Annotated in this window: 25 protein-coding genes and 1 pseudogene; 15 read left to right on the top strand and 11 right to left on the bottom strand. The window is 70.4% G+C overall.

The window, feature by feature from the left end; all coding sequences use genetic code 11:
• Positions 1-6 precede the first annotated feature (6 nt).
• Positions 7-1,392 carry an NCS2 family permease gene (locus SROS_RS12440; RefSeq protein WP_012889286.1) on the top strand — a complete coding sequence of 462 codons (1,386 nt, stop codon included), beginning with the start codon at positions 7-9 and terminating at the stop codon, positions 1,390-1,392.
• Here SROS_RS12440 and SROS_RS12435 read toward each other — a convergent pair.
• Positions 1,389-2,303: an excalibur calcium-binding domain-containing protein gene (locus tag SROS_RS12435; RefSeq protein ID WP_012889285.1), complete on the bottom strand. Its 915-nt coding sequence runs from the start codon at positions 2,301-2,303 to the stop codon at positions 1,389-1,391. The two genes, SROS_RS12440 and SROS_RS12435, sit on opposite strands and share 4 nt — an antisense overlap.
• An 834-nt stretch (positions 2,304-3,137) precedes the next feature.
• Here SROS_RS12435 and ald point away from each other — a divergent pair.
• The 5 genes from ald to SROS_RS12410 all read left to right on the top strand — a co-directional run bounded on the left by ald (position 3,138) and on the right by SROS_RS12410 (position 8,594).
• A complete protein-coding gene (ald, locus tag SROS_RS12430; protein ID WP_012889284.1) occupies positions 3,138-4,253 on the top strand; it encodes an alanine dehydrogenase in 1,116 nt (371 codons plus the stop codon).
• A gap of 948 nt (positions 4,254-5,201) precedes the next feature.
• Entirely contained in the window at positions 5,202-5,750 is a 549-nt protein-coding gene (locus SROS_RS12425) for a MauE/DoxX family redox-associated membrane protein (protein WP_012889282.1), read from the top strand.
• Between the two features lie 5 nt (positions 5,751-5,755).
• On the top strand, positions 5,756-6,295 hold the full coding sequence (locus tag SROS_RS12420) for a thioredoxin domain-containing protein (protein ID WP_012889281.1): 540 nt from the start codon (positions 5,756-5,758) through the stop codon (positions 6,293-6,295).
• Complete coding sequence (locus SROS_RS12415; RefSeq protein WP_012889280.1) at positions 6,292-8,142, top strand: ABC transporter ATP-binding protein; 1,851 nt, start codon at positions 6,292-6,294, stop codon at positions 8,140-8,142. The genes SROS_RS12420 and SROS_RS12415 overlap by 4 nt, the downstream gene beginning before the upstream one ends.
• Entirely contained in the window at positions 8,139-8,594 is a 456-nt protein-coding gene (locus tag SROS_RS12410) for a S26 family signal peptidase (RefSeq protein ID WP_012889279.1), read from the top strand. Before SROS_RS12415 ends, SROS_RS12410 begins: the two co-directional genes overlap by 4 nt.
• 91 nt (positions 8,595-8,685) lie before the next feature.
• Here SROS_RS12410 and SROS_RS12405 read toward each other — a convergent pair whose 3' ends face one another.
• Positions 8,686-9,381, bottom strand: coding sequence for a thioredoxin-like domain-containing protein (locus SROS_RS12405; protein ID WP_012889278.1), 696 nt, complete (start codon positions 9,379-9,381; stop codon positions 8,686-8,688).
• A gap of 169 nt (positions 9,382-9,550) precedes the next feature.
• Between SROS_RS12405 and SROS_RS12400 the strand changes: the two genes are divergently transcribed.
• Positions 9,551-10,147, top strand: a complete 597-nt coding sequence (locus tag SROS_RS12400) for a DUF305 domain-containing protein (RefSeq protein ID WP_245564617.1) — start codon at positions 9,551-9,553, stop codon at positions 10,145-10,147.
• Positions 10,148-10,223: 76 nt separating this feature from the next.
• Complete coding sequence (locus SROS_RS12395; RefSeq protein ID WP_012889276.1) at positions 10,224-10,523, top strand: DUF3467 domain-containing protein; 300 nt, start codon at positions 10,224-10,226, stop codon at positions 10,521-10,523.
• Between the two features lie 57 nt (positions 10,524-10,580).
• Here SROS_RS12395 and trpS read toward each other — a convergent pair whose 3' ends face one another.
• The 4 genes from trpS to SROS_RS12375 all read right to left on the bottom strand — a co-directional run bounded on the left by trpS (position 10,581) and on the right by SROS_RS12375 (position 15,533).
• Positions 10,581-11,546, bottom strand: coding sequence for a tryptophan--tRNA ligase (trpS, locus tag SROS_RS12390; protein WP_012889275.1), 966 nt, complete (start codon positions 11,544-11,546; stop codon positions 10,581-10,583).
• A 161-nt stretch (positions 11,547-11,707) separates the two neighbouring features.
• On the bottom strand, positions 11,708-12,766 hold the full coding sequence (locus SROS_RS12385; protein WP_012889274.1) for a threonine aldolase family protein: 1,059 nt from the start codon (positions 12,764-12,766) through the stop codon (positions 11,708-11,710).
• Between the two features lie 62 nt (positions 12,767-12,828).
• The gene (locus SROS_RS12380) at positions 12,829-13,470 is read right to left on the bottom strand and encodes an SDR family NAD(P)-dependent oxidoreductase (protein ID WP_012889273.1); all 642 of its coding nucleotides are present in this window, start codon (positions 13,468-13,470) and stop codon (positions 12,829-12,831) included.
• Complete coding sequence (locus SROS_RS12375; protein ID WP_012889272.1) at positions 13,467-15,533, bottom strand: DUF6421 family protein; 2,067 nt, start codon at positions 15,531-15,533, stop codon at positions 13,467-13,469. Before SROS_RS12375 ends, SROS_RS12380 begins: the two co-directional genes overlap by 4 nt.
• A 227-nt stretch (positions 15,534-15,760) precedes the next feature.
• On the opposite strand from SROS_RS12375, the gene SROS_RS12370 reads away from it, so the two are divergent.
• From SROS_RS12370 to SROS_RS45885, 3 genes are read left to right on the top strand one after another with little or no spacing between them, the layout of a single operon-like run.
• Positions 15,761-15,955, top strand: a complete 195-nt coding sequence (locus SROS_RS12370) for a helix-turn-helix transcriptional regulator (protein WP_012889271.1) — start codon at positions 15,761-15,763, stop codon at positions 15,953-15,955.
• Positions 15,945-16,325 (top strand): hypothetical protein, encoded by a 381-nt coding sequence (locus tag SROS_RS12365; RefSeq protein ID WP_012889270.1) that lies wholly within the window; start codon positions 15,945-15,947, stop codon positions 16,323-16,325. Before SROS_RS12370 ends, SROS_RS12365 begins: the two co-directional genes overlap by 11 nt.
• 58 nt (positions 16,326-16,383) lie before the next feature.
• Positions 16,384-17,853 (top strand): serine hydrolase domain-containing protein, encoded by a 1,470-nt coding sequence (locus SROS_RS45885; protein WP_012889269.1) that lies wholly within the window; start codon positions 16,384-16,386, stop codon positions 17,851-17,853.
• Between the two features lie 101 nt (positions 17,854-17,954).
• Here the strand turns inward: SROS_RS45885 and SROS_RS12355 are convergent, their stop codons facing one another.
• The 3 genes from SROS_RS12355 to SROS_RS12345 form a co-directional block, all read right to left on the bottom strand.
• Complete coding sequence (locus tag SROS_RS12355; RefSeq protein WP_012889268.1) at positions 17,955-18,695, bottom strand: ABC transporter permease; 741 nt, start codon at positions 18,693-18,695, stop codon at positions 17,955-17,957.
• The gene (locus SROS_RS12350) at positions 18,688-19,569 is read right to left on the bottom strand and encodes an ABC transporter ATP-binding protein (protein ID WP_012889267.1); all 882 of its coding nucleotides are present in this window, start codon (positions 19,567-19,569) and stop codon (positions 18,688-18,690) included. Before SROS_RS12350 ends, SROS_RS12355 begins: the two co-directional genes overlap by 8 nt.
• Before the next feature lie 99 nt (positions 19,570-19,668).
• Entirely contained in the window at positions 19,669-20,046 is a 378-nt protein-coding gene (locus tag SROS_RS12345) for a DUF6069 family protein (RefSeq protein ID WP_012889266.1), read from the bottom strand.
• A gap of 154 nt (positions 20,047-20,200) precedes the next feature.
• On the opposite strand from SROS_RS12345, the gene SROS_RS51640 reads away from it, so the two are divergent.
• The 4 genes and pseudogenes from SROS_RS51640 to SROS_RS52100 all read left to right on the top strand — a co-directional run bounded on the left by SROS_RS51640 (position 20,201) and on the right by SROS_RS52100 (position 21,765).
• The gene (locus SROS_RS51640) at positions 20,201-20,524 is read left to right on the top strand and encodes a hypothetical protein (protein WP_012889265.1); all 324 of its coding nucleotides are present in this window, start codon (positions 20,201-20,203) and stop codon (positions 20,522-20,524) included.
• Positions 20,518-20,694: an ATP-binding protein gene (locus tag SROS_RS49455; RefSeq protein WP_174435252.1), complete on the top strand. Its 177-nt coding sequence runs from the start codon at positions 20,518-20,520 to the stop codon at positions 20,692-20,694. The genes SROS_RS51640 and SROS_RS49455 overlap by 7 nt, the downstream gene beginning before the upstream one ends.
• Positions 20,682-21,334 (top strand): annotated as a pseudogene (locus tag SROS_RS12335) (response regulator transcription factor). The gene SROS_RS49455 and the pseudogene SROS_RS12335 overlap by 13 nt, the downstream one beginning before the upstream one ends.
• Before the next feature lie 101 nt (positions 21,335-21,435).
• Positions 21,436-21,765: a hypothetical protein gene (locus tag SROS_RS52100; RefSeq protein WP_043651876.1), complete on the top strand. Its 330-nt coding sequence runs from the start codon at positions 21,436-21,438 to the stop codon at positions 21,763-21,765.
• A 37-nt stretch (positions 21,766-21,802) separates the two neighbouring features.
• Here the strand turns inward: SROS_RS52100 and SROS_RS12325 are convergent, their stop codons facing one another.
• Together SROS_RS12325 and SROS_RS12320 are read right to left on the bottom strand one after the other, a co-directional pair.
• The gene (locus tag SROS_RS12325; protein ID WP_012889263.1) at positions 21,803-22,006 is read right to left on the bottom strand and encodes a DUF397 domain-containing protein; all 204 of its coding nucleotides are present in this window, start codon (positions 22,004-22,006) and stop codon (positions 21,803-21,805) included.
• A complete protein-coding gene (locus tag SROS_RS12320) occupies positions 21,991-22,824 on the bottom strand; it encodes a helix-turn-helix domain-containing protein (RefSeq protein WP_012889262.1) in 834 nt (277 codons plus the stop codon). The genes SROS_RS12325 and SROS_RS12320 overlap by 16 nt, the downstream gene beginning before the upstream one ends.
• Positions 22,825-22,893 lie beyond the last annotated feature (69 nt).

The raw sequence follows: 22,893 nt of genomic DNA, 5'->3' as shown, positions 1-22,893 counted from the left end.
GGAGTTATGGATCGGTTCGATCGGTTCTTCGAGCTGTCGGCACGCGGTTCGACCGTCGGCCAGGAGGTCCGGGGCGGTCTCACCACGTTCATGGCGATGGCCTACATCATCCTGCTGAACCCGATCATCCTGGGCGGAGCCGTCGACGTCACCGGCGCGAAGCTGTCGATCCCGCAGCTCACCGCGTCGACGATCATCGCGGCGGCGGTGAGCACGATCCTGATGGGACTGGTGGGCAACGCGCCGTTCGGCGTCGCGGCGGGGCTGGGGCTGAACGCGGTGGTCGCCTACCAGGCCGCGCCGTTCATGACCTGGGCGCAGGCGATGGGGCTGGTGGTGCTGGAAGGCCTGGTCATCGTGGTGCTGGCGGTCTCCGGGGTGCGGCGGCTCATCATGAACTCCATCCCCCTGGCGCTCAAGCACGCGATCAGCGTGGGCATCGGGATGTTCATCACGCTGATCGGGCTGGTGGACGCCGGGTTCGTCGCGAGGGGGACGGGGACGCCGGTGCAGCTCGGCAGGACCGGGCACCTGACCGGCTGGCCGGTGGCGCTGTTCTGCTTCGGCCTGCTGCTGGTGATCGTGCTGTTCGTGCGCAAGGTCCGGGGGGCCATCCTGATCGGCATCGTGGTCACCGCCGTGCTGGCGATCGTGGTCAACTCGGTCGCGAGGATCGACCCGGCGAACTGGGGAGTCGTGGTGCCCCGGATGCCGGAGGCGGTGGTGGCGCTGCCGGACGCCGGGCTGATCGGCCAGGTGGACCTGTTCGGCGGGTTCGCCCGCGCCGGGGCGGTGACCGCGACGGTCGTGCTGTTCACGCTGGTGCTGTCCGGGTTCTTCGACGCGATGGGCACGATCATCGGGGTGAGCGACGAGGCGGGCATGGTGGACGACGAGGGCCGGGTGCCCCGGCTGGGGGCCATCCTGACCGTCGACGGCGTGGCCGGGGCGATCGGCGGGTTCTCCAGCGCCTCGGCCAACACGGTCTTCGTGGAGTCGGCGGCCGGTGTCGGCGAGGGCGCCAGGACCGGCCTGGCCGCCCTGGTCACCGGCGGCATGTTCGTGGTGACCCTGTTCTTCACCCCGCTGGCCACGGTCGTCCCGGCCGCCGCGGCGGCCCCCGCGCTGGTGCTGGTGGGCGCGCTGATGATGACGCAGGCCAGGAACGTGCCCTGGGAGGATCTGACCCTGGCCATCCCGGCCTTCCTGACGATCGTCATGATGCCGTTCACCTACAGCATCACCAACGGCGTCGGCGCCGGCGTGATCAGCTACACCGCCATCCAGGCGGCGACCGGCCGGGCCCGGCGGATCCCGTGGCTGCTCTGGGTGGTCACCCTGGTCTTCGCGGCCTACTTCGCCATCGAGGGCATCCGGGGGCTGCTCGGCTAGACCATGTCGTCGGAGTCGCAGGCGACGCCGTCATTGTCCTTGTCGGTGTACCACTTGTACTCCTTGTGCTGCTCCCGGTAGTAGGGCCCGTAGCCCTCCTTGGCCGCGGCCTTGCAGTCGGAGTATCGGGGATCGTCCTCGTCCCCCTCCTGCCCGCCTCGGGCCGCCGCCGTGGGCGCGGGGGTCGGGGCGGGGGTCGTCGCGGCGGCCGTGGTCCCTGTCGTGGTCCCGGTCGTGGCCCCTGTCGTGGCCCCGGTCGTCGCGGCGGTGCCTGTGGGGGCGGTGCCTGTGGGGGCGGTGCCTGTGGGGGCCGTGCCTGTGGGAGCGGTCCCCGGTGGAAGCGTGCCGGTCGTGGCCGGCGGGGTCGCGGACTGGTCGGAGACCGGGGGCGGGGAGACCTGGCCCTGCGGGGACTGGCCGGGCGACGGCGTCACAGCGCCCGCCGCGCCGCGCAGCCGGGCGACCATGGCGTCCGCCTGCTCCTTGGTGAAGGAACCCGCGATGCTGAGACTGTCCTCGGTGATCACCTGGGCGACGCGGGGCGCCGCCACCACCTTCTCCCCCACGACGATCGCGAGCTGCTGCTTGACCGCCTCCTGGGTCAGGTCGTTGATCTGGTCGCGGAACGCGGGGGCGAACGCGATCCTGACCGAGTAGGCGCCGCTGCTCTCCAGGACCGTCTCGATCTTGTGCACGGCGGTCACGCTGACTCCCCCGGCGAGGGTGTAGCAGGTCTGTCCCGTGTCGTCGGGCACGCCCTCGGGGGTCGCGCAGGCGCCGGGCTGCGAGCCGGTCACCGGGGCGAAGTGGATGGGGACCGACAGGCGCCGGGGTGGCGGCGCGCCGAGCGGCATGTCGGGGTTCCTGGTCATGAGCACCGCGAGGGTGCCGAGCACGCCGGTGGTCAGCACGACGACGACCAGGGCGGCGATCAGGACGACGGTGGTGCCCCTGCTCGCCCTCGGGTCACCCGGCGCGCCCCCGCCCGGACCGCCGGGACCGCCGGGACCGCCCCCCGGCCCCTGCGGGCCCGAGGGAGAGCCGGGTGGCAGGGGTCCGTGGGGCCCGGACGGTCCGTGGGGCCCGCCGTGAGGCCCGGCCGGTCCTCCGGGCGGCCCCGCGGGACCGTGGGGCCCGGCCGGGGCTCCAGGCCCTCCCGCAGCGCCGTACGGCTCCGTCGGGGAGCCGAGAGGGCCCGCCGCCGTGTACGGCTCCGCCGGAGAACCCGGAGGCCCCTCGGCCGTGTGCGGCTCCGCCGGAGAACCCAGGGGTCCCGCCGCCGTGTACGGCTCCGTGGGAGAACCCGGGGGCCCCTCGGCCGTGTGCGGCTCCGCCGGAGAACCCGGGGGTCCGGCGGCGATGTACGGCTCTGTCGGGGGGCCGGGTGACCCCGCCGAAGAGCCGGGCGGTCCGGGGGCGGCGTGCCGCCCGGTCGGGCCGCCGGAGGCACCCGCAAGATGTCCGCGAGACCCGGGTGGAGGTCCCTGCGGCACGGGTGGGTCACCCGGACCCGCGTGCATCTCCATCGTCATGTCCCCGTATTCCTCGCATTTGCTCGCGGCGAGCCTACCGATCAGCGAAAGGACCGGGTAACCGGACAGTAGGACCGGTCCCGGAAACCCGATGATTCACAGAGCTTGACATTCTGTCATCATCGATGGTCGATTCTTTCCATCTTGCACATGGTGGTCCTTTTCCGGGGAACGCAGAGTGAAGAAGACACAGGCGCGAATCCTGGAGGAGCCGTGAAGATCTCAGTTCCCCGCGAGGTCAAGAACCACGAATACCGGGTGGCCCTCACTCCCGCGGGAGCCCACGAGTTCGTCCGGCACGGTCATCAGGTCTTCGTCGAGAGAGACGCCGGCGCCGGATCCTCGATCCCCGACTCCGACTTCCAGAGCGTGGGCGCGATGATCCTGGACTCGGCGGACGACGTGTGGGCCGAGGGCGATCTGGTCCTGAAGGTGAAGGAGCCGGTCGCCGAGGAATACCACCGGATGCGCAAGGGGCAGGTGCTGTTCACCTACCTGCACCTGGCCGCGTCCGAGACGTGCACCCGCGCCATGCTCGAATCCGGCGTCACCGGCATCGCCTACGAGACCGTGCAGAACGCGAACGGCTCCCTGCCGCTGCTGGCCCCGATGTCGGAGGTGGCCGGACGGCTCGCCCCGCAGGTGGGGGCCTACCACCTGATGCGGCCCGAAGGCGGGCGCGGCGTGCTCATGGGCGGGGTGTCGGGCGTGCACGCGGCGAACGTGGTGGTGATCGGCGCCGGGGTGTCCGGCATGAACGCCGCGGTCATCGCGCTGGGCATGCAGGCCGAGGTGGTGCTGCTGGACAAGAACATCGACCGGCTCCGCCAGGCCGACATCATCTACCAGGGCCACTGCCAGACGGTCGCCTCGAACAGCTACGAGGTCGAGCGCGCGGTCCTGGCCGCCGACCTGGTCATCGGCGCGGTGCTGGTGCCCGGCGCGAAGGCGCCCAAGCTGGTCAGCAACGAGCTGGTCTCGCGGATGCGGCCGGGTTCCGTCCTGGTCGACATCTCCATCGACCAGGGGGGCTGCTTCGAGGACTCCCGGCCGACGACCCACGACGCGCCGACCTACCGGGTGCACGACTCGATCTTCTACTGCGTGGCCAACATGCCGGGCGCGGTCCCGCACACCTCGACCTACGCGCTGACCAACGTGACCCTGCCCTACGCCCTGGCGATCGCCGACCTGGGCTGGCGCGAGGCGCTGAGGAGCGACCCGGCGCTGGCCGGCGGCCTGAACACGCACGAGGGGCACCTGACCAACCTGCCCGTGGCCGAGGCTCACGGGCTGGAGGCGATATCCCCGGAGCGGGTGCTCGCATAACCCTGACAGATACCCGTACCCGGCAGGCGGAACGCCCAATCCATGAAATAGCTCACATCTCTCAAGATCTTGACCGGAGGGTTTACCTGAGCAAACAATGCCTTATGCGAAGTGATCTCCATACACAGAAGTTCACACGCAAGACTTCCAAAAAGTCGCCACTACCACCACGCCCGTAGCGGCCCTCTCCCCCTCAAGGGCATGCGGCCGGGAAAGCCCGCCCGCGGCGCTCCCGAATGGACGCGGGACGCGCGAGGCCGGCAGGCCGGAAACGCGACAGGGCGGCGGCCGGTCCACCTCGGACCGGCCGCGCTCCCGGACGGCGGAGCGATGGGCGGCGCCCCGCGAGGGTCACTGTCCGGCACAGAGGACGCGCCGTCAGACTGACGCGCAAAGGACCTGCGAAACAGATGGTTTTCGCAGGTCAAAGCACCCAGCGAGGCCCCGCCGTCCGCACGGCCCGCAGTATCGCCGCAGAGGCCCTGCGGCCGCGCGCACACCGCCCCCATTCCGTGATGCGATTACACATTATTCGCGCCGTCAATTCCCACATCAAATGAAGGGAATTGACTGAACGGAAAACAAAGAGCTGACTCAATTCACGGAAAACATTGTTTTGATAAATTCTCTCCGATAGAGTGCGGAACGCGTCGCCCCGGAAACAATCCCGGTCGCATACGAAATCATCGTGTGCGGAACAGGCGATCCGACCGGAGAAAAGGAGCAGACATGCTCGAGAAGCTGGAAATGCTGGGTGACCGGCTGTTGAGCCGCTTCGTACCCGCCACCACCGCGGCGGCGAGCTGCCCATGCGGTTCCTATCCGTACACGGGCCCGTGCTGGTACACCCTCAGTTGCGGTGGAGGCAAGCACCAGGACTGCTATTGCACGGACAGCGCCCGTTACATTTCCTGCAGCAGCTGCCACTAGCCTCCACCGAGACCGTTGATGGCACACGTCCTGCTGGGCTGCCAGATGCTCGTGGCGGTCGTCTTCGCGGCAGCGGTGGTCAGCAAGCGGCCCGGTAAGGCGTTTGCCGAGTTCACGGCTTCGACAGGTCGGCTGCTGCCTCCCCGCTTGACGGGGTGGCGGCGGCCGGCCGCACGGGGGGTGTTCGCGGCCGAACTGACCACCGTGGTCCTGGTGGCCGTCCCCGCCACCGCCGCGGCCGGGTTCGCCCTCGCCGCCACGCTGCTGACAGGGTTCGCGGTCGGGATCGCCGGGGCCCTGCGCCGGGGCGAACGCACTCCGTGCCGCTGCTTCGGCGCCGCGAGCGCGCGGCTGGGCCCGGCGCACCTGGTGCGCAACCTGTCACTGGCCACAGTGGCGGCGGCCGGACTGGTCATGGCGTCACTCGCATCGGCCGGCCCGACGCAGCCAGGTCCTGCCGCGGTCGCGGCGGTCGCCTCTCTCTCCGGCGCCGCCCTCGTGATCCGCATGGACGATCTCATCGCCCTGTTCGCTCCCACCTCCGTATCCCGAAGCAGAAGGAAGTAGCCGACATGTTCGTTGTCGCGGCCGTGACCCTGTGCGGCGTCCTCACCGTCCTGAACCTGGTCCTCACCCTCGGGGTGATCCGCCGGCTGCGGGACCACACCGACCGCCTCACCGATCTGGCCCAGGCGAGGCCGATGCCCGATCCGATCATCGTCCCGGGCAGCCGCCCCGCCGCGTTCGCCGCCGACACCGTGGACGCCGAGCCGATCACCGAAGCGCACCTGGCCGGCGGCGGGCTGGTGGCGTTCTTCTCCCCGACCTGCGGCGCGTGCGAGGAGTGGATCCCGCGGTTCGCCACGGCGGCCCGGGCTCTGCCGGACGGCCGGCGCCGGGCGCTGGCCGTGGTCGTGGCACCGGCCGAGGCGGACGCGGCCGGCATGGTGGCGAAGCTTCGGGACGCGGCCATGGTCGTGGTCGAGGAGGACAAGGGCCCCCTGGCCACCGCGTTCAAGGTCTTCGGTTACCCCGCCATGTGCCGCCTGGGTGAGGACGGGACTGTGGTCAGCTCCGGGAAAGACGCCGTGACCGTACCGGTGACAGCGTGAGCGGAGCCCCTGCGACGGTCCGGCTCACCCCCCGGATGGCGCTGGGTCACGTCCGCACGGCCGCCCGGCTGGCGCTGAAGGCGGCTCCCGGAAGCCTGGCCGGGCTGGTGGTCCTGACGGTCGCGGGGGGACTGGCGCCGGTGGTGACCGCGTGGCTCACCGGGCTGGTGCTGGACGGTCTGGTCGGTGGCATGTCCGGCCCGGCGCTGGTCTGGCTGACTGTGGCGCTGGCCCTCGCCGGGATCGCCACCGTGGTCCTGCCCCGGCTGTCCCAGTACGCCGAGTCGGAGCTGGGGCGGCGGGTGCGGGTCATCGCGGCGGACCGGCTCTACACCGCGATGAACCACCGGTTGCGGGGCCTCGCCAGGTTGGAGGACCCGCGCTTCCACGACCGGATCCGGCTGGCGCAGCAGGCCGGTAGCACCGCGCCGGGCGACCTGGTGAACAGCGCGACCGGGATCGGGAAGAGCACGCTGACCCTGGCCGGGTTCCTGGTCACCCTGCTACTGATCAACCCGTGGCTGGTACTGGCCGTGGGGGTCGCCGCGATCCCCACCGTACGCGCGGAAGTCCTGCTGGGCCGGCGCCGGGTGGGGGCGATGTGGCGGATCGGCTACGCCGAGCGGCGCCAGTACTTCTACGCGAATCTGCTCAGCGCGCCACGGGAGGCCAAGGAGGTCCGGCTCTTCGGGCTCGGGGCTTTCTTCCGGGACCGGATGCTCACCGAACTGCGGTCCGCCAACGCCACCAACCGGGCCCTGGACCGGCGGGAACTGGGAGTGCAGACCATGCTCGGCGTCCTGGGGGCCGCGGTCGCCGGCGGCGGGCTGGTCTGGGCGATCCAGGCCGCCCGGTCCGGACAGATGACCGTGGGGAACGTGATGGTGTTCGTGGCCGCGGTCGCCGGGGTCCAGGGTTCCCTCTCCGCGATCGTGGGGCAGTTGGGCGGCGCCCACCGGGCGATGCTCATGCTGGACCACTACCACGTGGCGACCACGATGGAATCGGACCTGCCGGTCCCCGCGTCCCCCGCCCCGGTGCCGGCGCTGGTGGCGGGCATCGAACTCCGGGACGTCTGGTTCCGGTACGGCCCGGACCGGCCGTGGGTGCTCCGCGGCATGAACCTCACCATCCCCGCCGGTCGGACCACCGCGCTGGTCGGGTTGAACGGAGCCGGGAAGAGCACGTTGGTGAAGCTGCTCTGCAGGCTTTACGACCCCGTCCGGGGCCAGGTCCGCTGGGACGGGGTCGACCTGCGGGAGACCGACCCGGCCGAACTGCGGGAGCGGATCGGCACGGTGTTCCAGGACTACGTGGAGTACGAACTCTCCGCGGCGGAGAACATCGGCCTGGGTGATCTGACCCACCTCCAGGACAGGGACCGGATCGAGTCCGCCGCCCGGCACGCCGGGGTGCATCATGTGCTGGCCTCGCTGCCGAACGGCTACGACACCATGCTGACCCGGATGTTCCTGGAGGGCGTCGACACCGAGGGCCCTGAGACCGGGGTGCTGCTGTCCGGCGGGCAGGGGCAGCGGCTGGCGCTGGCCCGGGCCCTGCTACGGGACGAGCGGGATCTGCTCATCCTCGACGAACCCAGTTCCGGCCTCGACGCCGAGGCCGAGGCCGAGATCCACGCCCGGCTCCGGGAGCACCGCGCCGGCCGTACCAGCCTGCTGATCTCCCACCGCCTGAACACAATCCGCGAGGCGGACCAGATCGCGGTCCTCGCCGATGGGAAAATCACCGAATGCGGAAACCACGACCAGTTGATCGCCGAGAACGGCGCCTACTCCCGGCTCTTCGCCCTGCAGGCCCAGGGCTACGTCGAGACGGCGCCCCGGTGATCTGGTTGCCACTGGCCGTGACGGGGGTGGCCGCACTCGCGGGGTGGCTGGTGTGGCTGCGCCGGCGGCACCTGGTGGTCACCGTACGGGGCCCCAGCATGACCCCCACCTACCGGCACGGCGACCGGGTGCTGGTGCGGCGTCGCTCGGGCGGCCGGATCCGGACCGGCCAGGTGGCGCTGGTCGACCTCCCCGAGCGGATGCGGCCCGTCCCCGACGGCACCGCCTCCGAAGACATCCTGCGCAATCGGCGGGTCATCAAACGCGTCGCGGCGGTCCCCGGCGACCCGGTGCCGTTCCCCGTCCAGGGGCCTGGGCCGGTGGTGCCCCCCGGCTGCCTGGTGCTTCTCGGCGACAACCCCGACGGCAGCGGGGACTCCCGGCAATACGGCTACGTCCCCACCGACGCCGTGGTGGGTGTGGTGCTCAGGCCGCTGCACACGCGGCCGTGAGGCTCCCGCTCCGTCGCCGGGCGTCGCGGCGCGCTCGGCGGGCGGCCCCATGGGGCCGCCCGCCGCTTCACGCTTCCGCCCTCGGGCTCTGTCAGGAAGTGGAGCTGGGACTCGGGCTGGAGCTCGGCTCGGGGCTGGCGTCGGGCGTCGGCGCGCCGTCCGGGATGGGGCTCTCAGCCGCGGTCTTGTCCGTGCTGTTGGTTCCGTCGCAGGCGGCACCGAGCTCGGGGGTCTCCGGGCCGTTCTTGAACTTGGAGACGAACTTGGGCAGACGGGGGTCGTCGGCGTTCTCCAGGGGCAGTTGCTTGTTCCAGGAGCTCAGAACGACGGGCGACGGGAGGCCGGGGTAGGGGCTGAGCAGGATGTAGTCGGCGGAGGCGACCTTCTTGAGCGTCTCCACCTGCCCCTTGGGCAGGTCCGGACGGTACGTGATCCATACGGCGCCGTGCTCCAGTGCGTGCACGGCGTTCTCGTTGTTGACCGGCTGGTCGTAGATGCCGCACCGCTGCCACACGGAATTGTGCTCTCCGCCCATCGGCGGGATCTCCGCGTATTTGACCTTGGTTTCCTTGTGCGCCCCGCCCTGGTACTTGGCGCTTTTGACCGCGTCGAGCGAGGTCTGCGCCCTCTCGTTGACGAGGTAGAAGCCGACCAGGCCGACCAGCAGCACGACGACCAACCCGCCCGCGCCCCACATGAGCATCGCGGTGCGACGCTCCTTGCGCTTCTGCGCGTCACGCATCCGGGCGAGGTGCTCACGTCTCGCCTGCGCCTTTTCCTTGGTCATCAATCCTCCACAGGGCAACCAACTGCGGGTACTTTATGCCCTGTAGGCATATAGCGAGAATAAATACCACACATCACTTACGCCTCTTGGCGGCCGGTAGGCTGGAGAGGCAATGGACATGGACACCTCAGTAGAGCGCCCCGCCAGATCACGCCTCCCACTGTTGATCTTGGCGATACTCACCAGCGTCGTGGCAGCCGCCTCGCTGCTGGCTCTGGGGAACAGTCAGCCTCCGAGTGACTCCTCGCCCGAAGCGGGCTTCGCCCGTGACATGGCGGTGCATCACGCGCAGGCGGTCGAGATGTCCTTCATCATGCGGGACGCCTCACCGGACGAACCATTGCGAGTGCTCACCTACGACATCATCGTCACGCAGACCGCCCAGCGTGGCATCTTCATGGGCTGGCTGCAGCAGTGGGGGCTGAACCAGTCCGGCGAGCGGCCGGCGATGGCGTGGATGGCCGGTCACGGCCACGGCGCAACGGCCTCGGCCTCTGCCACGATGCCCGGCATGGCCGGCGAGGAGGAGCTCAAAAGGCTCCGCGAGGCCACCGGAGAGGAGCAGGAGATCCTCTTCCTGCAACTCATGACCCGCCATCACGAGGGCGGCGTGCAGATGAGCCAGGCACTGTTGAAACTGTCGGACCGCGACGAGGTGGCCTCGATGGCCGGGCACATCGTCAACGCTCAGGCGGGTGAGATCAAACTGATGACCGACATGCTGCGGCAGCGCGGTGCCCAACCGCTGCCTTCCATCCTTAAATAGCGTCGGCGCGTCCCTGCACGGCCGGTTTCCGGCCAGGGCAGCATGGAGCCAACCTGGCCGGAGGAGACAGAAGATCATGGTGAACGACGAGCCGGAGAACCGCCTGGAGGTGAGCATCTCCGCCGAGGTCGAAGCGGGGCAGTACGCCAACTTCGCCTCCGTCTGGCACACCCAGGATGGCTTCGTCCTGGACTTCGCGGTGATCACCAGACCGCCCCAGCTCGCCAACGACCCCTCCTCGGGACAGCACTTCGTCAGCGTGCCGACCCGGATCGTCAGCCGGATCCGGATCCCCCCGAGCCAGGTGTTCGAGCTGATGAAGGCTCTCGAACAGCAGCTCACCGCCTACGAGAACGAGACGAACCACAAGAGCTGATCCGCGGGGGCCCGTCGTCCCGGCACGTTGGAACTCCCGCGGATCAGGGGACCTCCTTCAGGGCAGGCCGATCGCCACACGGGCCGCGGCCACCAGGCCGGCGGTGCGCTCGACGGCCTGCGCGGCCCCGTCGGCCAGCAGGCGCGACAGCTCGGCGGGATCCGCCGACAGCTCCGTATGGCGCTCCTGGATCGGCCGCAGCGTCTCCACCACGGCCTCGGCCGTGTCCCGCTTGAGCGCGCCGTAGCCCTCGTAGGCGAGCGACTCGACCGGCTGCCCGGAACAGACCGCGAGCAGGGTGAGCAGGTTGGAGACGCCCGGCTTCTCCTGGGGGTCGTAGCGGACCTCGTCCTCGGAGTCGGTCACCGCGCGCATGACCTTGCGGCGGATGTCGGCGGCCGGGTCGAGCAGGTAGATCGTCCCGGCCGCCGAGCCGTCGGACTTGCCCATCTTCGAGGTGGGCGCGGTCAGGTCCATGACCCTGGCGGCGATCGGCGGGTGGGCGGCCTCGGGCACGGTGAACGTCTCGCCGTAGAGGCGGTTGAAGCGCAGGGCCAGGTCACGGGTGAGCTCGACGTGCTGGCGCTGGTCCTCTCCCACCGGCACGAGGTCCACCCGGTGCAGCAGGATGTCGGCGGCCATCAGCGCGGGATAGGTGAGCAGCGACAGACGCACCTCCTCCTGGTTCGCCGATTTCTCCTTGAACTGGATCATCCGCCGCATCTCGCCGAAGTAGGCGGTGCTCTCCAGCAGGTAGGCGAGCTCGGTGTGCGCGGGCACCTGGGACTGGATGTAGACCAGCGAGCGGTCCAGGCCGGAGGCGAGCAGCAGGGTCGCCGCCTCGCGGGTGCGGGCGCGCAGGCGCTCCGGGTCGTGCTTGATCGTCAGAGCGTGCAGGTCGGCGACCGCGTAGACGCAGTCGGCCTCGTCCTGGAGCCGTACGGCGGGCAGGATCGCGCCGAGGAGGTTGCCGAGTGTGAGGTGGCCGGTGGGCTTGAACGCCGAGAAGACGCGCTTGGTCATGGTCACTCCTTGCTGGGAAGGGGACCGCCGCGCGCCGGGCCGTACCCGGAAACGGAGAACGGCCGCCGGTTCACGGCGGCCGTCTGGTTGCGCAGTCGAGGCTGGCTAGCGGGTCCGCCGATGGGCGGCCCGCCACAGCCCCAGACTGTGCTTGTTCATGCTCAGGAGTGTATCTCCTCCGCCACGGCGGCGGCAAAGGCGTCCACGTCCGCCTCGGTGGTGTCGAACGCCGTCATCCAGCGGACCTCGCCGGTGGCCTCGTTCCAGGTGTAGAAGCGGAAGCGTTTCTGCAGGCGCTCGGTCACGTCCGGAGGCAGGATCGCGAAGACCGCGTTGGCCTGTACCGGGCGCGGGACCTCCACGCCGGGGATCTGCCGGACGGCGGCGGCCAGCCGCTGGGCCATGGCATTGGCGTTGCGGGCGTTGCGCAGCCACAGGTCCCCCGCGAGCAGCGCCTCGAACTGGACCGAGACGAACCGCATCTTGGAGGCGAGCTGCATCGAGGTCTTGCGCAGGTAGCGCAGGCCGCGGACGGCGTCGGGGTTGAGCACCACGACGGCCTCGCCGAACATCATCCCGGCCTTGGTGCCGCCGAAGGACAGCACGTCCACACCCACGTCGGTGGTGAACGCGCGCAGCGGCACCTCCAGCGCGGCGGCCGCGTTGGTGGCGCGGGCGCCGTCGAGGTGGACGAGCATGCCGAGCTGGTGGGCGTGGTCGCAGACCGCCCTGATCTCGGCCGGGGTGTAGAGCGTGCCCAGCTCGGTGGTCTGCGTGATCGAGACGACCTTGGGCTGGGCGCGGTGCTCGTCGCCGAAGCCCCACGCCTGCCGGTCGATCAGGTCGGGGGTGAGCTTGCCGTCCGGGGTGGGCACGGTCAGCAGCTTGAGCCCCGCCGACCGCTCCGGCGCCCCGCCCTCGTCGGTGTGGATGTGCGCCGACTCGGCGCAGACCACCGCCTCCCAGGGCGCGGTCATCGCGCGCAGCGCGACCACGTTGGCACCCGTGCCGTTGAACATCGGCCAGGCCTCGGCCGTGGGGCCGAAGTGCCCGCGGAAGACCTCCTGCAGCGCCCCGGTGTAGACGTCGTCGCCGTAGGAGGTCTGGTGCCCCTCGTTGGCGAGGGCGATGGCCTGGAGGATCTCCGGGTGCACCCCGGCGTAGTTGTCGCTGGCGAAGCCCTTCACCAGCGGGTCGTGCCTGCGGATCGCGTCCGTCACTTCTTTCCCCTCAGCGAGGCGGCCGGTGGTGCGATGACCGGCCGCCGTGGTGCCTGTCACGCTCACTCGCGGGTGAGGTCCAGCCTGGTGCCGTTGGCGTCGGTGTCCCAGAGGCCGTCGATCGCCCCGGCGAGGTCGTCGACGTCGGTGAAGCCCGGGAACTTCCGCTCCGGGGCGGCCTCGCGCATGGCCTCGTTCACGAGCGCCTTGACGACCAGGATATTCGCCGTCGCGCCGGTGCCCTCCAGGGCATCGGCGAAGGCCAGCGTCCAGGCCTCGGAGGCGGCCTTGGCCGTGCCGTAGGCGGCGTTGCCCTGGGTGGGGCGCTCGGCCGCCTTGGCCGAGACGATGGCGAACCGGCCGCGCTCGCTCGCCTTGAGCAGCGGCTCGAAGGCGAGCGTGACGTGCTGGAGGGTGCGGACCAGCAGGTCGTGCAGCAGGTCCCAGTCCTCCAGCCTGGTCTCGGCGAAGGTCTTGGACCCGCGCCAGCCGCCGACCAGGTGGACGATCCCGTCCACCCTGCCGTGCTCGGCCTCGATGTCGCGGGCGAGCTTCCTGACGGCGTCGAAGTCGAGCAGGTCGACCGCGAGCGTGCCGTCGGCGCCGGACTTGTCCACGGCGATGACCGTGTGGCCCTTGTCCGTGAAGCGGCGGACGACGGCCTGGCCCGCGGGACCCGCCGCACCGGCAACAAGAATGATCATGCTCGGATCCCCTTCGTGGATTCGACGACGTCGCCGAGCTTACGGCGCAGGGCCTCGTAGAACATGCTCAGGGGGAACTCGTCGGGCAGCACCGCGTCGACCACGGCCTTGGGGAAGCCCTCGACCGGCAGCGCGGCCACGCCGCGGTTCCAGACCGAGGCGGGGTGCGGCTCCACGTAGGCCGCGACGAGCTGGTGCGCGGCCAGCCAGTGGGCGAGCTTGGAGCGGTCGATGCCGTCGCGGTAGAGCTTCTCCACCTCGGCGCGCAGGTCGGCGACGCCGTCGGCGAGCCGGTTCCAGTCGACGCTCAGCCGGTTGTCGGTCCACCGGACGATGTCGTTGCGGTGCAGGTAGGCGAAGAGGAGCTGGCCGCCGAGCCCGTCGTAGTTGCGGACCCGGTCACCGGTGATCGGGAAGCGGAAGAGCCGGTCGAAGAGGATCGCGAGCTGGACGTAGCGGGCGTGCGGCACGCCCTCCCGCTCCAGCTTCACGGCCTCGCCGAACGCGGTGAGGTCGCAGCGGAGCTCCTCCAGCGAGTACAGCCAGTACGGCATGCGCTGCTTGATCATGAACGGGTCGAACGGCAGGTCGCCGTGGCTGTGGGTGCGGTCGTGGATCAGGTCCCAGAGCACGAAGGTGTCCTGGGCCAGCTCCTGCGACTCGATCAGCCGGGCGGCGTCCGGCGGCAGCGCCAGCTTGAGCGTCGCGGCGGCGGCCTCGCTCACCGCGCGGAACCGGGCGGCCTCGCGGTCGCAGAAGATGCCGCCCCAGGTGAAGCGGGGCGGAACCTCCCGGACGGCGATGGTCTCGGGGAAGAGCACCGCGGAGTTGGTGTCGTAGCCGGAGGTGAAGTCCTCGAAGGCGATCGGCACGAACATCGGGTTGTCGTAGCGGGTGTTCTCCAGCTCGGCCAGCCACTCGGGCCAGACGGTGCGGATCCAGACGGCCTCGATGTAGCGGAAGGTGGTGCCGTTCTGGGTGTACATCGGGAAGACGACCAGGTGCTCCAGGCCGTCCACCCGCTGGGTGTCGGGGTGGAAGGCGTTGAGCGAGTCCAGGAAGTCGGGCACGCCCAGCCCCTGCTCGACCCACTTGCGGAAGTCGGCGACGACCGCGGTGAGGTAGGCCTCGTCGTGCGGGAAGCGCGGGGTGAGGCCGTCGACGTGGTCGACGATCTCGGAGATCAGCGCCACCGCCCGGTCGCGGTCGCCCTCGATCGAGCCGTCCTTGGCCTGCAGGGGCTTGAGCGCCTCCACGGCGTCCTTGAGTCCCTGGAAGGCGGAGCGGGCCTCCGACTCCTTCACGGCCGCCGGGGCGGGGACGCGCGCGGCCCAGGTGACGAGGTTGCCCCAGAGCGCCGCGTGGTCGTAGTCGCCGATGGAGTCGTCGCCGAACAGGTCGGAGTCGGCGAGGACCACGACGCGGCCCTTGCCGTGCCGTACGGCCACCGCCAGGGGCCGGCCGGCGGGGTCGGCGGTGGGCGACGTCCGGAACAGGACGGTCGCGTCCTCGGGGGCGACGAGCACGCCGGCGCGGTAGAAGCACGCGCGGCGGGCTCCGGCGAGGAGATCCTGGCCGTCGGTGCCGCCGGGGGAACCCAGGACCCAGGAGGCCACGCCGTTGTGGGCGCTCCGGGGGTCCTGGACGGTGGTGTGCTCGACACCGACGCCGAAGCGGGCGAGCAGCTCGTCGAGGTTGCTGCCGTACTTCTCCTGCTCGCACTCGGCCAGGACGACCAGGCCGCCGCCGTCGGCGACGTAGGCCTCGACCGCGTCGAGCTCCTCCACGGGGAAGACGGGGCTGCCCAGGCCGGTGGTGCGCTCCCAGCGGTCGGCCGAGGGGTGCGCGATCACGAAGACGTCGCTCGGGCTCAGCAGGGCGGGGGTGATCGGGCCCTCGGTGTGCGCGGCCACGGTGTGGCCGAGGCCGCGCAGGATGTCCGCGGCGCGCGCGTAGCTGTTGTCGTCGGGATGCCCGGGATTCATCGTCTCGGCCACGTCCCGCCGGATGGTCCACGACTCGCTGTGCGCCTCGTCGAACAGTACGCGCGGGAAAGCTCTCACGATAAATCCTCCCTCAGATGAGACCTAATGACGGAAAATATACACAATCCCTCCCAATATTGACACATCCCTTACGGCTGAACCCGGAGAACCAGCACGGGACCGCACCCGGGGCCGGACGTCGCCCGCTCCGGACGGCGACAGGTGCGACGTAAAGCTTGCTTGACATGAGAGAGGTGTCAAGGATACTTTCCATGCAGCGGGAGATGTAAAAGGAGCTTTACATTGTGGACAACGACGTCAGGGAGTTACGAGGCTCCGCAGGGCTCTCCCAGCAGGCTCTCGGAGAGCGTCTCGGCGTGTCCCGGCAGACGATCAACGCCATAGAACAGGGCCGGTACGATCCCTCACTCCCCCTCGCCATCCGACTGGCCCGGTTCTTCGGCCGGACCGTCGAGGAGGTCTTCCACTGTGACGACTAAACGCTGGTTCTTCGCGGCGTTCTGCCTGCTGCTCGGCCTGCTGCTGGGCGTGCCGTTCATGGTCCGCGGCGAGGTCGTGATCGGACTCGTGTTCGTCGGCATCATGGCCGGCTACGCCGCCGTCCTCCTGCTGACGCGCAGGCACAGCGAGACCACGGCGATGCTGAGCGGCGAGCTGGGCGACGAGCGGCGCAGGCTCAACGAGCTGCGCGCCCGCGGCGCCATGGCCAACGTGCTCATGACGATCCTGGTGGGCGGGTTCCTCGTACAGGTCTGGCGCGGCGAGGATCACACGCTGTTCGCCGGCCTGGCCGCCGCCGCGGGCGTTTCCTATGGGATCGCGCTCTTCTACTTCTCCCGGCGAGGCTGACACCCCCTCCTGATGCCAGGCGTCGCGTCCCACCCAACCCCTGTGAGGGAAGAGTCTCATGTTCAAGCGGAACGGCCTGGCGTTCTCCCCGGGTCAGCTGCTGGCCGCCGCGGTGGCGGCGGGGCTGGCCGCGCTCATCGCCTTCGCCGTCGTGCCCACGCCGCCGCGGCTCGGGGCCGCGACGACGGGTGACCGCGCGCTGGCCCAGGCCGTGCGCGAAGCGGCGGGATCCGACGGCTACCGCGCCCTGTCCGTGGCACTGGTCGAGAACGGCGTCATCCGCACGGCCGGGGTCGGCGACACGGGCGGGCCCGTCCCGCGTCCGGTCGACGCGTCCACCCCGTTCGAGATCGGCTCGGTTCCCAAGGCGTTCACCGGCATGATCCTCGCCGACATGGCGGCCCGGGACGGCCTCGACCCGCGTTCGCCGGTGCCCGGCCTCAAGGACTCGATCACCTACGAGGAACTGACCAGCCACCGTTCCGGCCTCCCCCGGCAGCCCGGCGGCCTGGGCATGCTGCTGAAGGCGATCACCGCGAACTACAGCCACGGCAACCCCTACGGCGGACAAGACGTCTCCGACGTGCGCGAGGCGGCCGCCTCGGCCGGGCTCTCCGGGCGCGGCAAGGTCTCCTACTCCAACCTCGGCGTGGCGGTGCTCGGAAACGCGCTCGCCGAGCGGGCGGGCCTCCCCTATCCCGAGCTGCTGAAGCGGCGGGTGCTGGAGCCCCTCGGCATGAAAGCCACCACCACGTCGGCCCTGCCGTCGGGCAGGGCGCACGGTTACACGGAGGCCGGACACGAGGCGGACCCATGGACGGGCACGGGCTACGTCCCGGCGGGCATCGGTGTCTGGTCCACCAGCGCCGACCTCGCCCGCCTCGCCGACGCGATGCTCAAGGGCAGCGCCCCGGGCGCCGACGCCGCGACGCCGCGCTTCACCGAGGACCAGACCCGTCGCATCGGCTACGGCTGGTTCACGACGAAGACCAGCAAGGGCCAGGTCACCTGGCACAACGGCGGCACCGGCGGCTTCAGCTCGTACGTCGGCTTCGACCGCGACAGCAAGCGCGGCGTGGTCGTGCTGGGCAACACCGACAAGGGCGTCAACCACGTGGGCCTGCGGCTGCTCGGCCACGACGCGCCGGAGCCCTCCCCCAGTACCCAGGCCCTCATCACGATCGCGATCACCCTGCTCCTGCCCCTCGGCGCCGCCCTGACCGCGTGGGAGTCGGCGACCCGCCGCACGCCGACCCGCAACCGCCCCCCGCTCGACCGCCTCGGCGTGGTCAACACCACGACCACCGCCGTCCTGATCCTCTGGATGGCCTGGCTGGTCGGAGCCTGGGGCACGCTGCCCTCCGCCCTGTTCATCCTCGCCACGGCGGCCACGGCCGCCGGCACGGCCCTGACCCTCACCCGCTGGCGCGACCTCCCCGCGGCCCGTCAGCCCGGCCGCTGGCTCCCCTCCCTCTTCGGCCTCCTCGTCAACGTCGCGATCGCCACAGCCCTCCTCCTCGCGACCTGACCCTCGCAGGCCGCCCGGCGACTCCTCAGCCACCACGCGACACGTCCGTTTCCCCGCCGGGTCCGGAGTCTTCCCGGACGCCGGTACGGCGAGTTGATCGATCAGGAGAAGCGGCGGCCCTCGTCCCGGCGGTACGCCCAGGTGGCGGCGGCCGCGGCGAGGATGATCCAGACGGCGAAGGCGGCCAGGGAGACGGGAGATGGGGTGCGGCCCGCCACCGCGGCCCACATGAGTTCGATCGCACCCCGGCTGGGCACGAACGGTGCCAGGGACTGCACGAAACCCGGCATGACCTCCAGCGGCACCAGCAGCCCGCCCAGCGCGGCGATCGGGAAGTACGCCACCTGCGACACCGCGATCGCCGCCTTGGGCGACACCGCGTACCCGATGAACAAACCCATCAGCATGAACGGCACAGAGCCCACCAGCAGCGCGCCGATGCCCAACGCCAGGCGGAGCGGGGAGATGGCTGCGGCGGTGAGGAAGGCCGAGATGAGCAGGACCGGCACCACCGACAGCAGCATGCCGGCCATCGTGGTCAGGATGCGGCCGGCGAAGCGGGGCAGCGGGCCTGCGGGCAGCGTGCGCAGGTAGGGGTCCCAGGGCTGCTCGCGGTCGTGTGCCACGCTGATGCTCAGCCCGATCAGCGCCGCCGACATGGCGCCGAACAGCATCATCCCGGCCGTCGCCGATGTGGCGCTCATCGGGTCGGCGCCGGTGAAGGGCACTACGAACGCCAGCATCGCGGCCGCGGGGAAGAACGCGCTCGCCACCAGCGCGATCGGGACGCGCAACTGCTCCAGGAACTGGTAGCGAGTGTGGATGAGGATGAGATCAGACACGAGTCTCCTCCTTGGAGGTGATGGTGATGAAGGCCTCCTCCAGCGAGGTCGGCCGCACCTCCAGGTCGGCGAAGGCCGTCCCGGCGCGTACCAGCTCGGTGACCAGCCGGTCGGAGTCGGCGGTGAGCAGGTGCACCCGGCCGGCCTCGACCGAGCTCCGCAAGATCCCGGGTAGTTCAGGTACAACCGGCGCAGCGAAGGAGACCCGGCGCACGCCCACCACGTCGCGCACGGCCCGCACGGTGTCGTCAGCCAGCACCCGGCCCCGGCCGATCACCACCACCCGCTGCGCCAGCGCCTCGATCTCCTCCAGGTAGTGGCTGGTCAGCACCACTGTGCCGCCGTCGGCGTGGAAGCTCCTGATCCCCTCCCACAGGGTTCGCCTGGCCTCCACGTCAAGCCCGGTGGTGGGCTCGTCGAGGAACACCAACCGCGGCCGGCCCGCGAATGCCAGCGCCACCGCCAGACGCCGCCGTTGCCCGCCGGACAGCCCCCCGACCTGCCGTCTGACCAGGTCAGCGAGGCCGAACCTGGCCAGCAGCTCCGCCGCACCGTAGCGCTCGGGGAAGTGCGCGGAGACGAAGTCGACGATCTCGCCGACACGCAGCGACTCCGGCAGCCCGCTCTCTTGGGGGGTCACGCCGATGCCCCGCCGTACGGCAGGGTCGGAAGGCGAGCCGCCGAACAACTCCACCGTGCCCGACGTCGGCCGGCGCAGCCCGACCAAGAGGTTGATGAGGGTGGACTTGCCGGCGCCGTTCGGGCCGAGCAGCCCGACCAGCTCGCCCGCCCTGATGTCGAGCGAGACGCGGTCGAGCGCGAGCACGTCACCGTAGCGGCGGGTGGCCTCGATCGCTCTGGCGAGGACGGTCATGTCATGTCTCCTGTGCAGTGTCAGCGTTGTCCAGCGGGGTGCGCATGGTCGTGGGCGGGCCGCCCGCGCATGATTGGCGGGTGACGGACCCGGACGGGTTCATCGCGGCGTCAGCCCCAGGACGAGCACGATGCCGACGACCAGGTGCATCAGGATCAGCACCAGCATCGTGGGTATACCGACGGCGCTGCCGAACGGCCCGAGCAGGGACAGGACGAGTACGGCCAGGGCGACGATCGTCCAGATCCGGCCGGGCCGGGACGCGAACCGCTCCAAGACGGTCAGCAGAGCCCAGCCCGCCAGCCCGACCAGCAGGCTCACCACCAGGACCGATCCCGGTTCGACCGGCTGCGTGCCGGTGCCCATGCGCACGGTCGGAGTGGTTCCGGCGACCGGCACGGCCAGGGCCCAAACGGCCAGGGCGGCCGCGGGGGCGCCGGCGACGGTGAGGAGGATTCGCTTGGCTGAGGTGTTCATGCCGGTCAGCTTCGCCCGGTCGCCCGATCCGCCACATCGGGCGCGCGGTCGCTCTGTGTTCTCCCCCGGTGGGGTACGGGTCCTCCTTTGGTAGGTGACGGCGCCTGCCTTTGGTAGGTGATGGCGCCTGCGGACCGGCGATTACCCTGACCCGGTGAACAAAACCCGCCCCCCGCACCCGATCGCGGTGGCGATAGTGGTCCTTGGGATGGGCGGCCTGAGCGCCCTGACGCTGTGGAGCCTGGCCGACGGGCCCACGTGGGGGCTGGACGTCGTCGTCACGACGGTGAGTCTGGTAGCGGCGCTCGCCCAGCTGTGGTGGCCGACCTCGGGAGCACTGGCCGCCACCCTCCTGGCCGCCCTCTCCCCCGTGGCCACTCCGGCGGCGACGATGGGGGCGCTGCAGGTGGCCCAGCGCAGGCGCTTCCCCGTCGCGGCGGCGGTGGCGGCCGCAGGCGTCGCGGCACGCCCTTGCTGATCGACATCCGCAACCCGCTGGCCCCGGCGGGCACCGCCCCACTCGCGCCCGGCAGCGGCCTCGGCCTGGTCGGGCTCACCGAGCGGGTACGGCTGGCCAGCGGGCAACTGGATCACCGCAACGCCGAAGGAGAGTTCCGGCTCCAGGCCCGGCTACCATGGCCCGCGTGATCCGCGTGTTACTGGTCGACGACGATGCCCTGATCCGCGCAGGGTTGTCCATGATGCTGGACGGCGCTGCCGGCATCACGGTCGTCGGCGAGGCGGCCGACGGCCAGGAGGCGATCACGGCCACCGACGCCCACGCCCCTGACGTCGTCCTGATGGACCTGCGGATGCCGCGGGTGGACGGCATCACCGCCACCCGCCGGCTGCGCGCCCGTGCCCGCCCGCCTGAGGTGATCGTGCTGACCACATTCGACACCGACGAGAACGTCCTGCACGCCCTCCGCGCGGGCGCTGCCGGGTTCCTACTGAAGGACACCCCGCGCCGCGGATCGTGGAGGCGGTCACCCGGGTCGCCGCGGGCGATCCGATCCTGTCCCCGCGCATCACCCGGCGGTTGATGGAGCGCACCGTCGCGCAGGCCGGCGCCTATGAGCGAGCCCGTGCCGCGCTGGCCGCCCTCACCCCCCGCGAGCACGAGGTGGCCCTGGCGATCGCGCGCGGCCAGACGAACGCCGACATCGCCGCGGGCCTGGCCATGGGCATCACGACCGTGAAGGCGCACGTCTCCAGCATCCTCACCAAGCTCGGCATGGACAACCGCACCCAGATCGCGATCCTCGCCCACGACGCGGGTCTGACCTGACCAGCCTGGAGCGAAGCAAGCGCCGGTATCGCTCATCTCCGCGTACGCGCCGTACTACCTGGAGAGCCTGGGAACGCCCTCCGACGAGGCGTACCTCGCTGGTGAGCACCGACGACATGCTGCACACCGTGCTCCGCCGCCGCGCGAACGGCGAGTCGGTGGAGGCCATCCGCCTGGACCTGATCATCCCTACCGGCAAGCGCGAGGGACAGCACCCCAGCCTGGCGAGCATCTACCGGGCGCCGGCCGAGCACGAGAAGCGGCAGGCGTATCCCAAGGCCGTGGAGCAGGCCCACGCCGACTCCGCCATGCTCCAGGCGCGCACCCGATCGGCACGGCCAACCAGCCGCATCATCGCTGACCAGCGATATCCGCCCGATTTTCGGCGGCGACCACGGCTACCTCGACACGGACCCCAACGGCATCGGTGAGCGGCCGATCATCCGATGGACGTCGGCGCTCACCTCGCTAAACCGTGTCGTCGGTGCGGACCCAGCGGGTGAAGGCGGCCCACTCCCCCGATGTGAACACCAGCGCCGGACCCGCCTGGTCCTTGCTGTCGCGGACACCGACCCGGCCACCGGACAGCTTCGCGACCTCCACGCAGTTACCGCCGTTGCCACCCGAGAACGGCGACTTCACCCATACGGCCTCGTTCAGTTCCCGATCCATCGTTTCTTCATCTCCCCAATAAGCTCAAGCGACGCTCGCTGAGGAAGTGCCTCGGCTCGGATCGCCTCGTATTTGGTCGTGATGTCCGCTACGTCGTCGGGGCGGTCGGTGACCTGGCCCTGGCCAGCCGACTCCATGTAGACAGTATTGGCGAGCCCTCGGACCTGCGCAATGACAAAACCGCCCAAAAGACCGACCGTGCTGCCCGACCCGAAAGGCAGGACCTGAATGGTGACATGCGGCATATGTCCAGCATCGAGAAGATGATCCATCTGTGCTGCCATGGTCGTGTCGTCACCGATGCGGCGGATGAGCACACCCTCATCGATGACGACCCAGAGCATGGGCGCGTTCTCCCGCTCCAGGACGTGCTGCCGCTCTAGCCGGGCGGTCACATCCAGCTCGGTCCGCTCTGCCGAGGCGCGAGGCTCACCGTTGAAGAGCACCCGCGCGTAGTCCGCTGTCTGGAGCAGCCCCGGCACGAGAAGCGGCTCCCAGGTCCGCAGACTGTCAGCCGCCTGTTCGACCTCCACCCAGGGGCGGAACCAGGCCGGCAACCGGGCTGCGACGTTGTCCATCATCTCCTTGATCCGGATGAGCGCTCCCTCGACTCCGAGCGCCTCGTCACACCTCCGCACGAAATCCTCGGTCGGAGGCCGCCGCCCGGTCTCCGCCATGGAGATCGTGCCCAGCGCGAATCCGGTCCGTCTGGCCAGCTTCCCCTGGGACAGCCCGGCCTGCTGCCGGTATCGGCGCAGCTCGTAGCCGAAGAACGCGATCGGCGACGTGGTGGGATCGAGGTCTTTGGGATTCGGCATCGGTGGTCACCCCGGTTTCACCAGCGGTTTCACATGAACCGTTGAACATAAACGCATTCGTTCCGCTAC

The organism is Streptosporangium roseum DSM 43021, from assembly GCF_000024865.1.
In the GTDB taxonomy this organism is placed as follows: Bacteria; Actinomycetota; Actinomycetes; order Streptosporangiales; family Streptosporangiaceae; genus Streptosporangium; species Streptosporangium roseum.
Note: the sequence above shows the minus strand (reverse complement) of the source record. Positions and strands in the feature narration are given on the sequence as shown.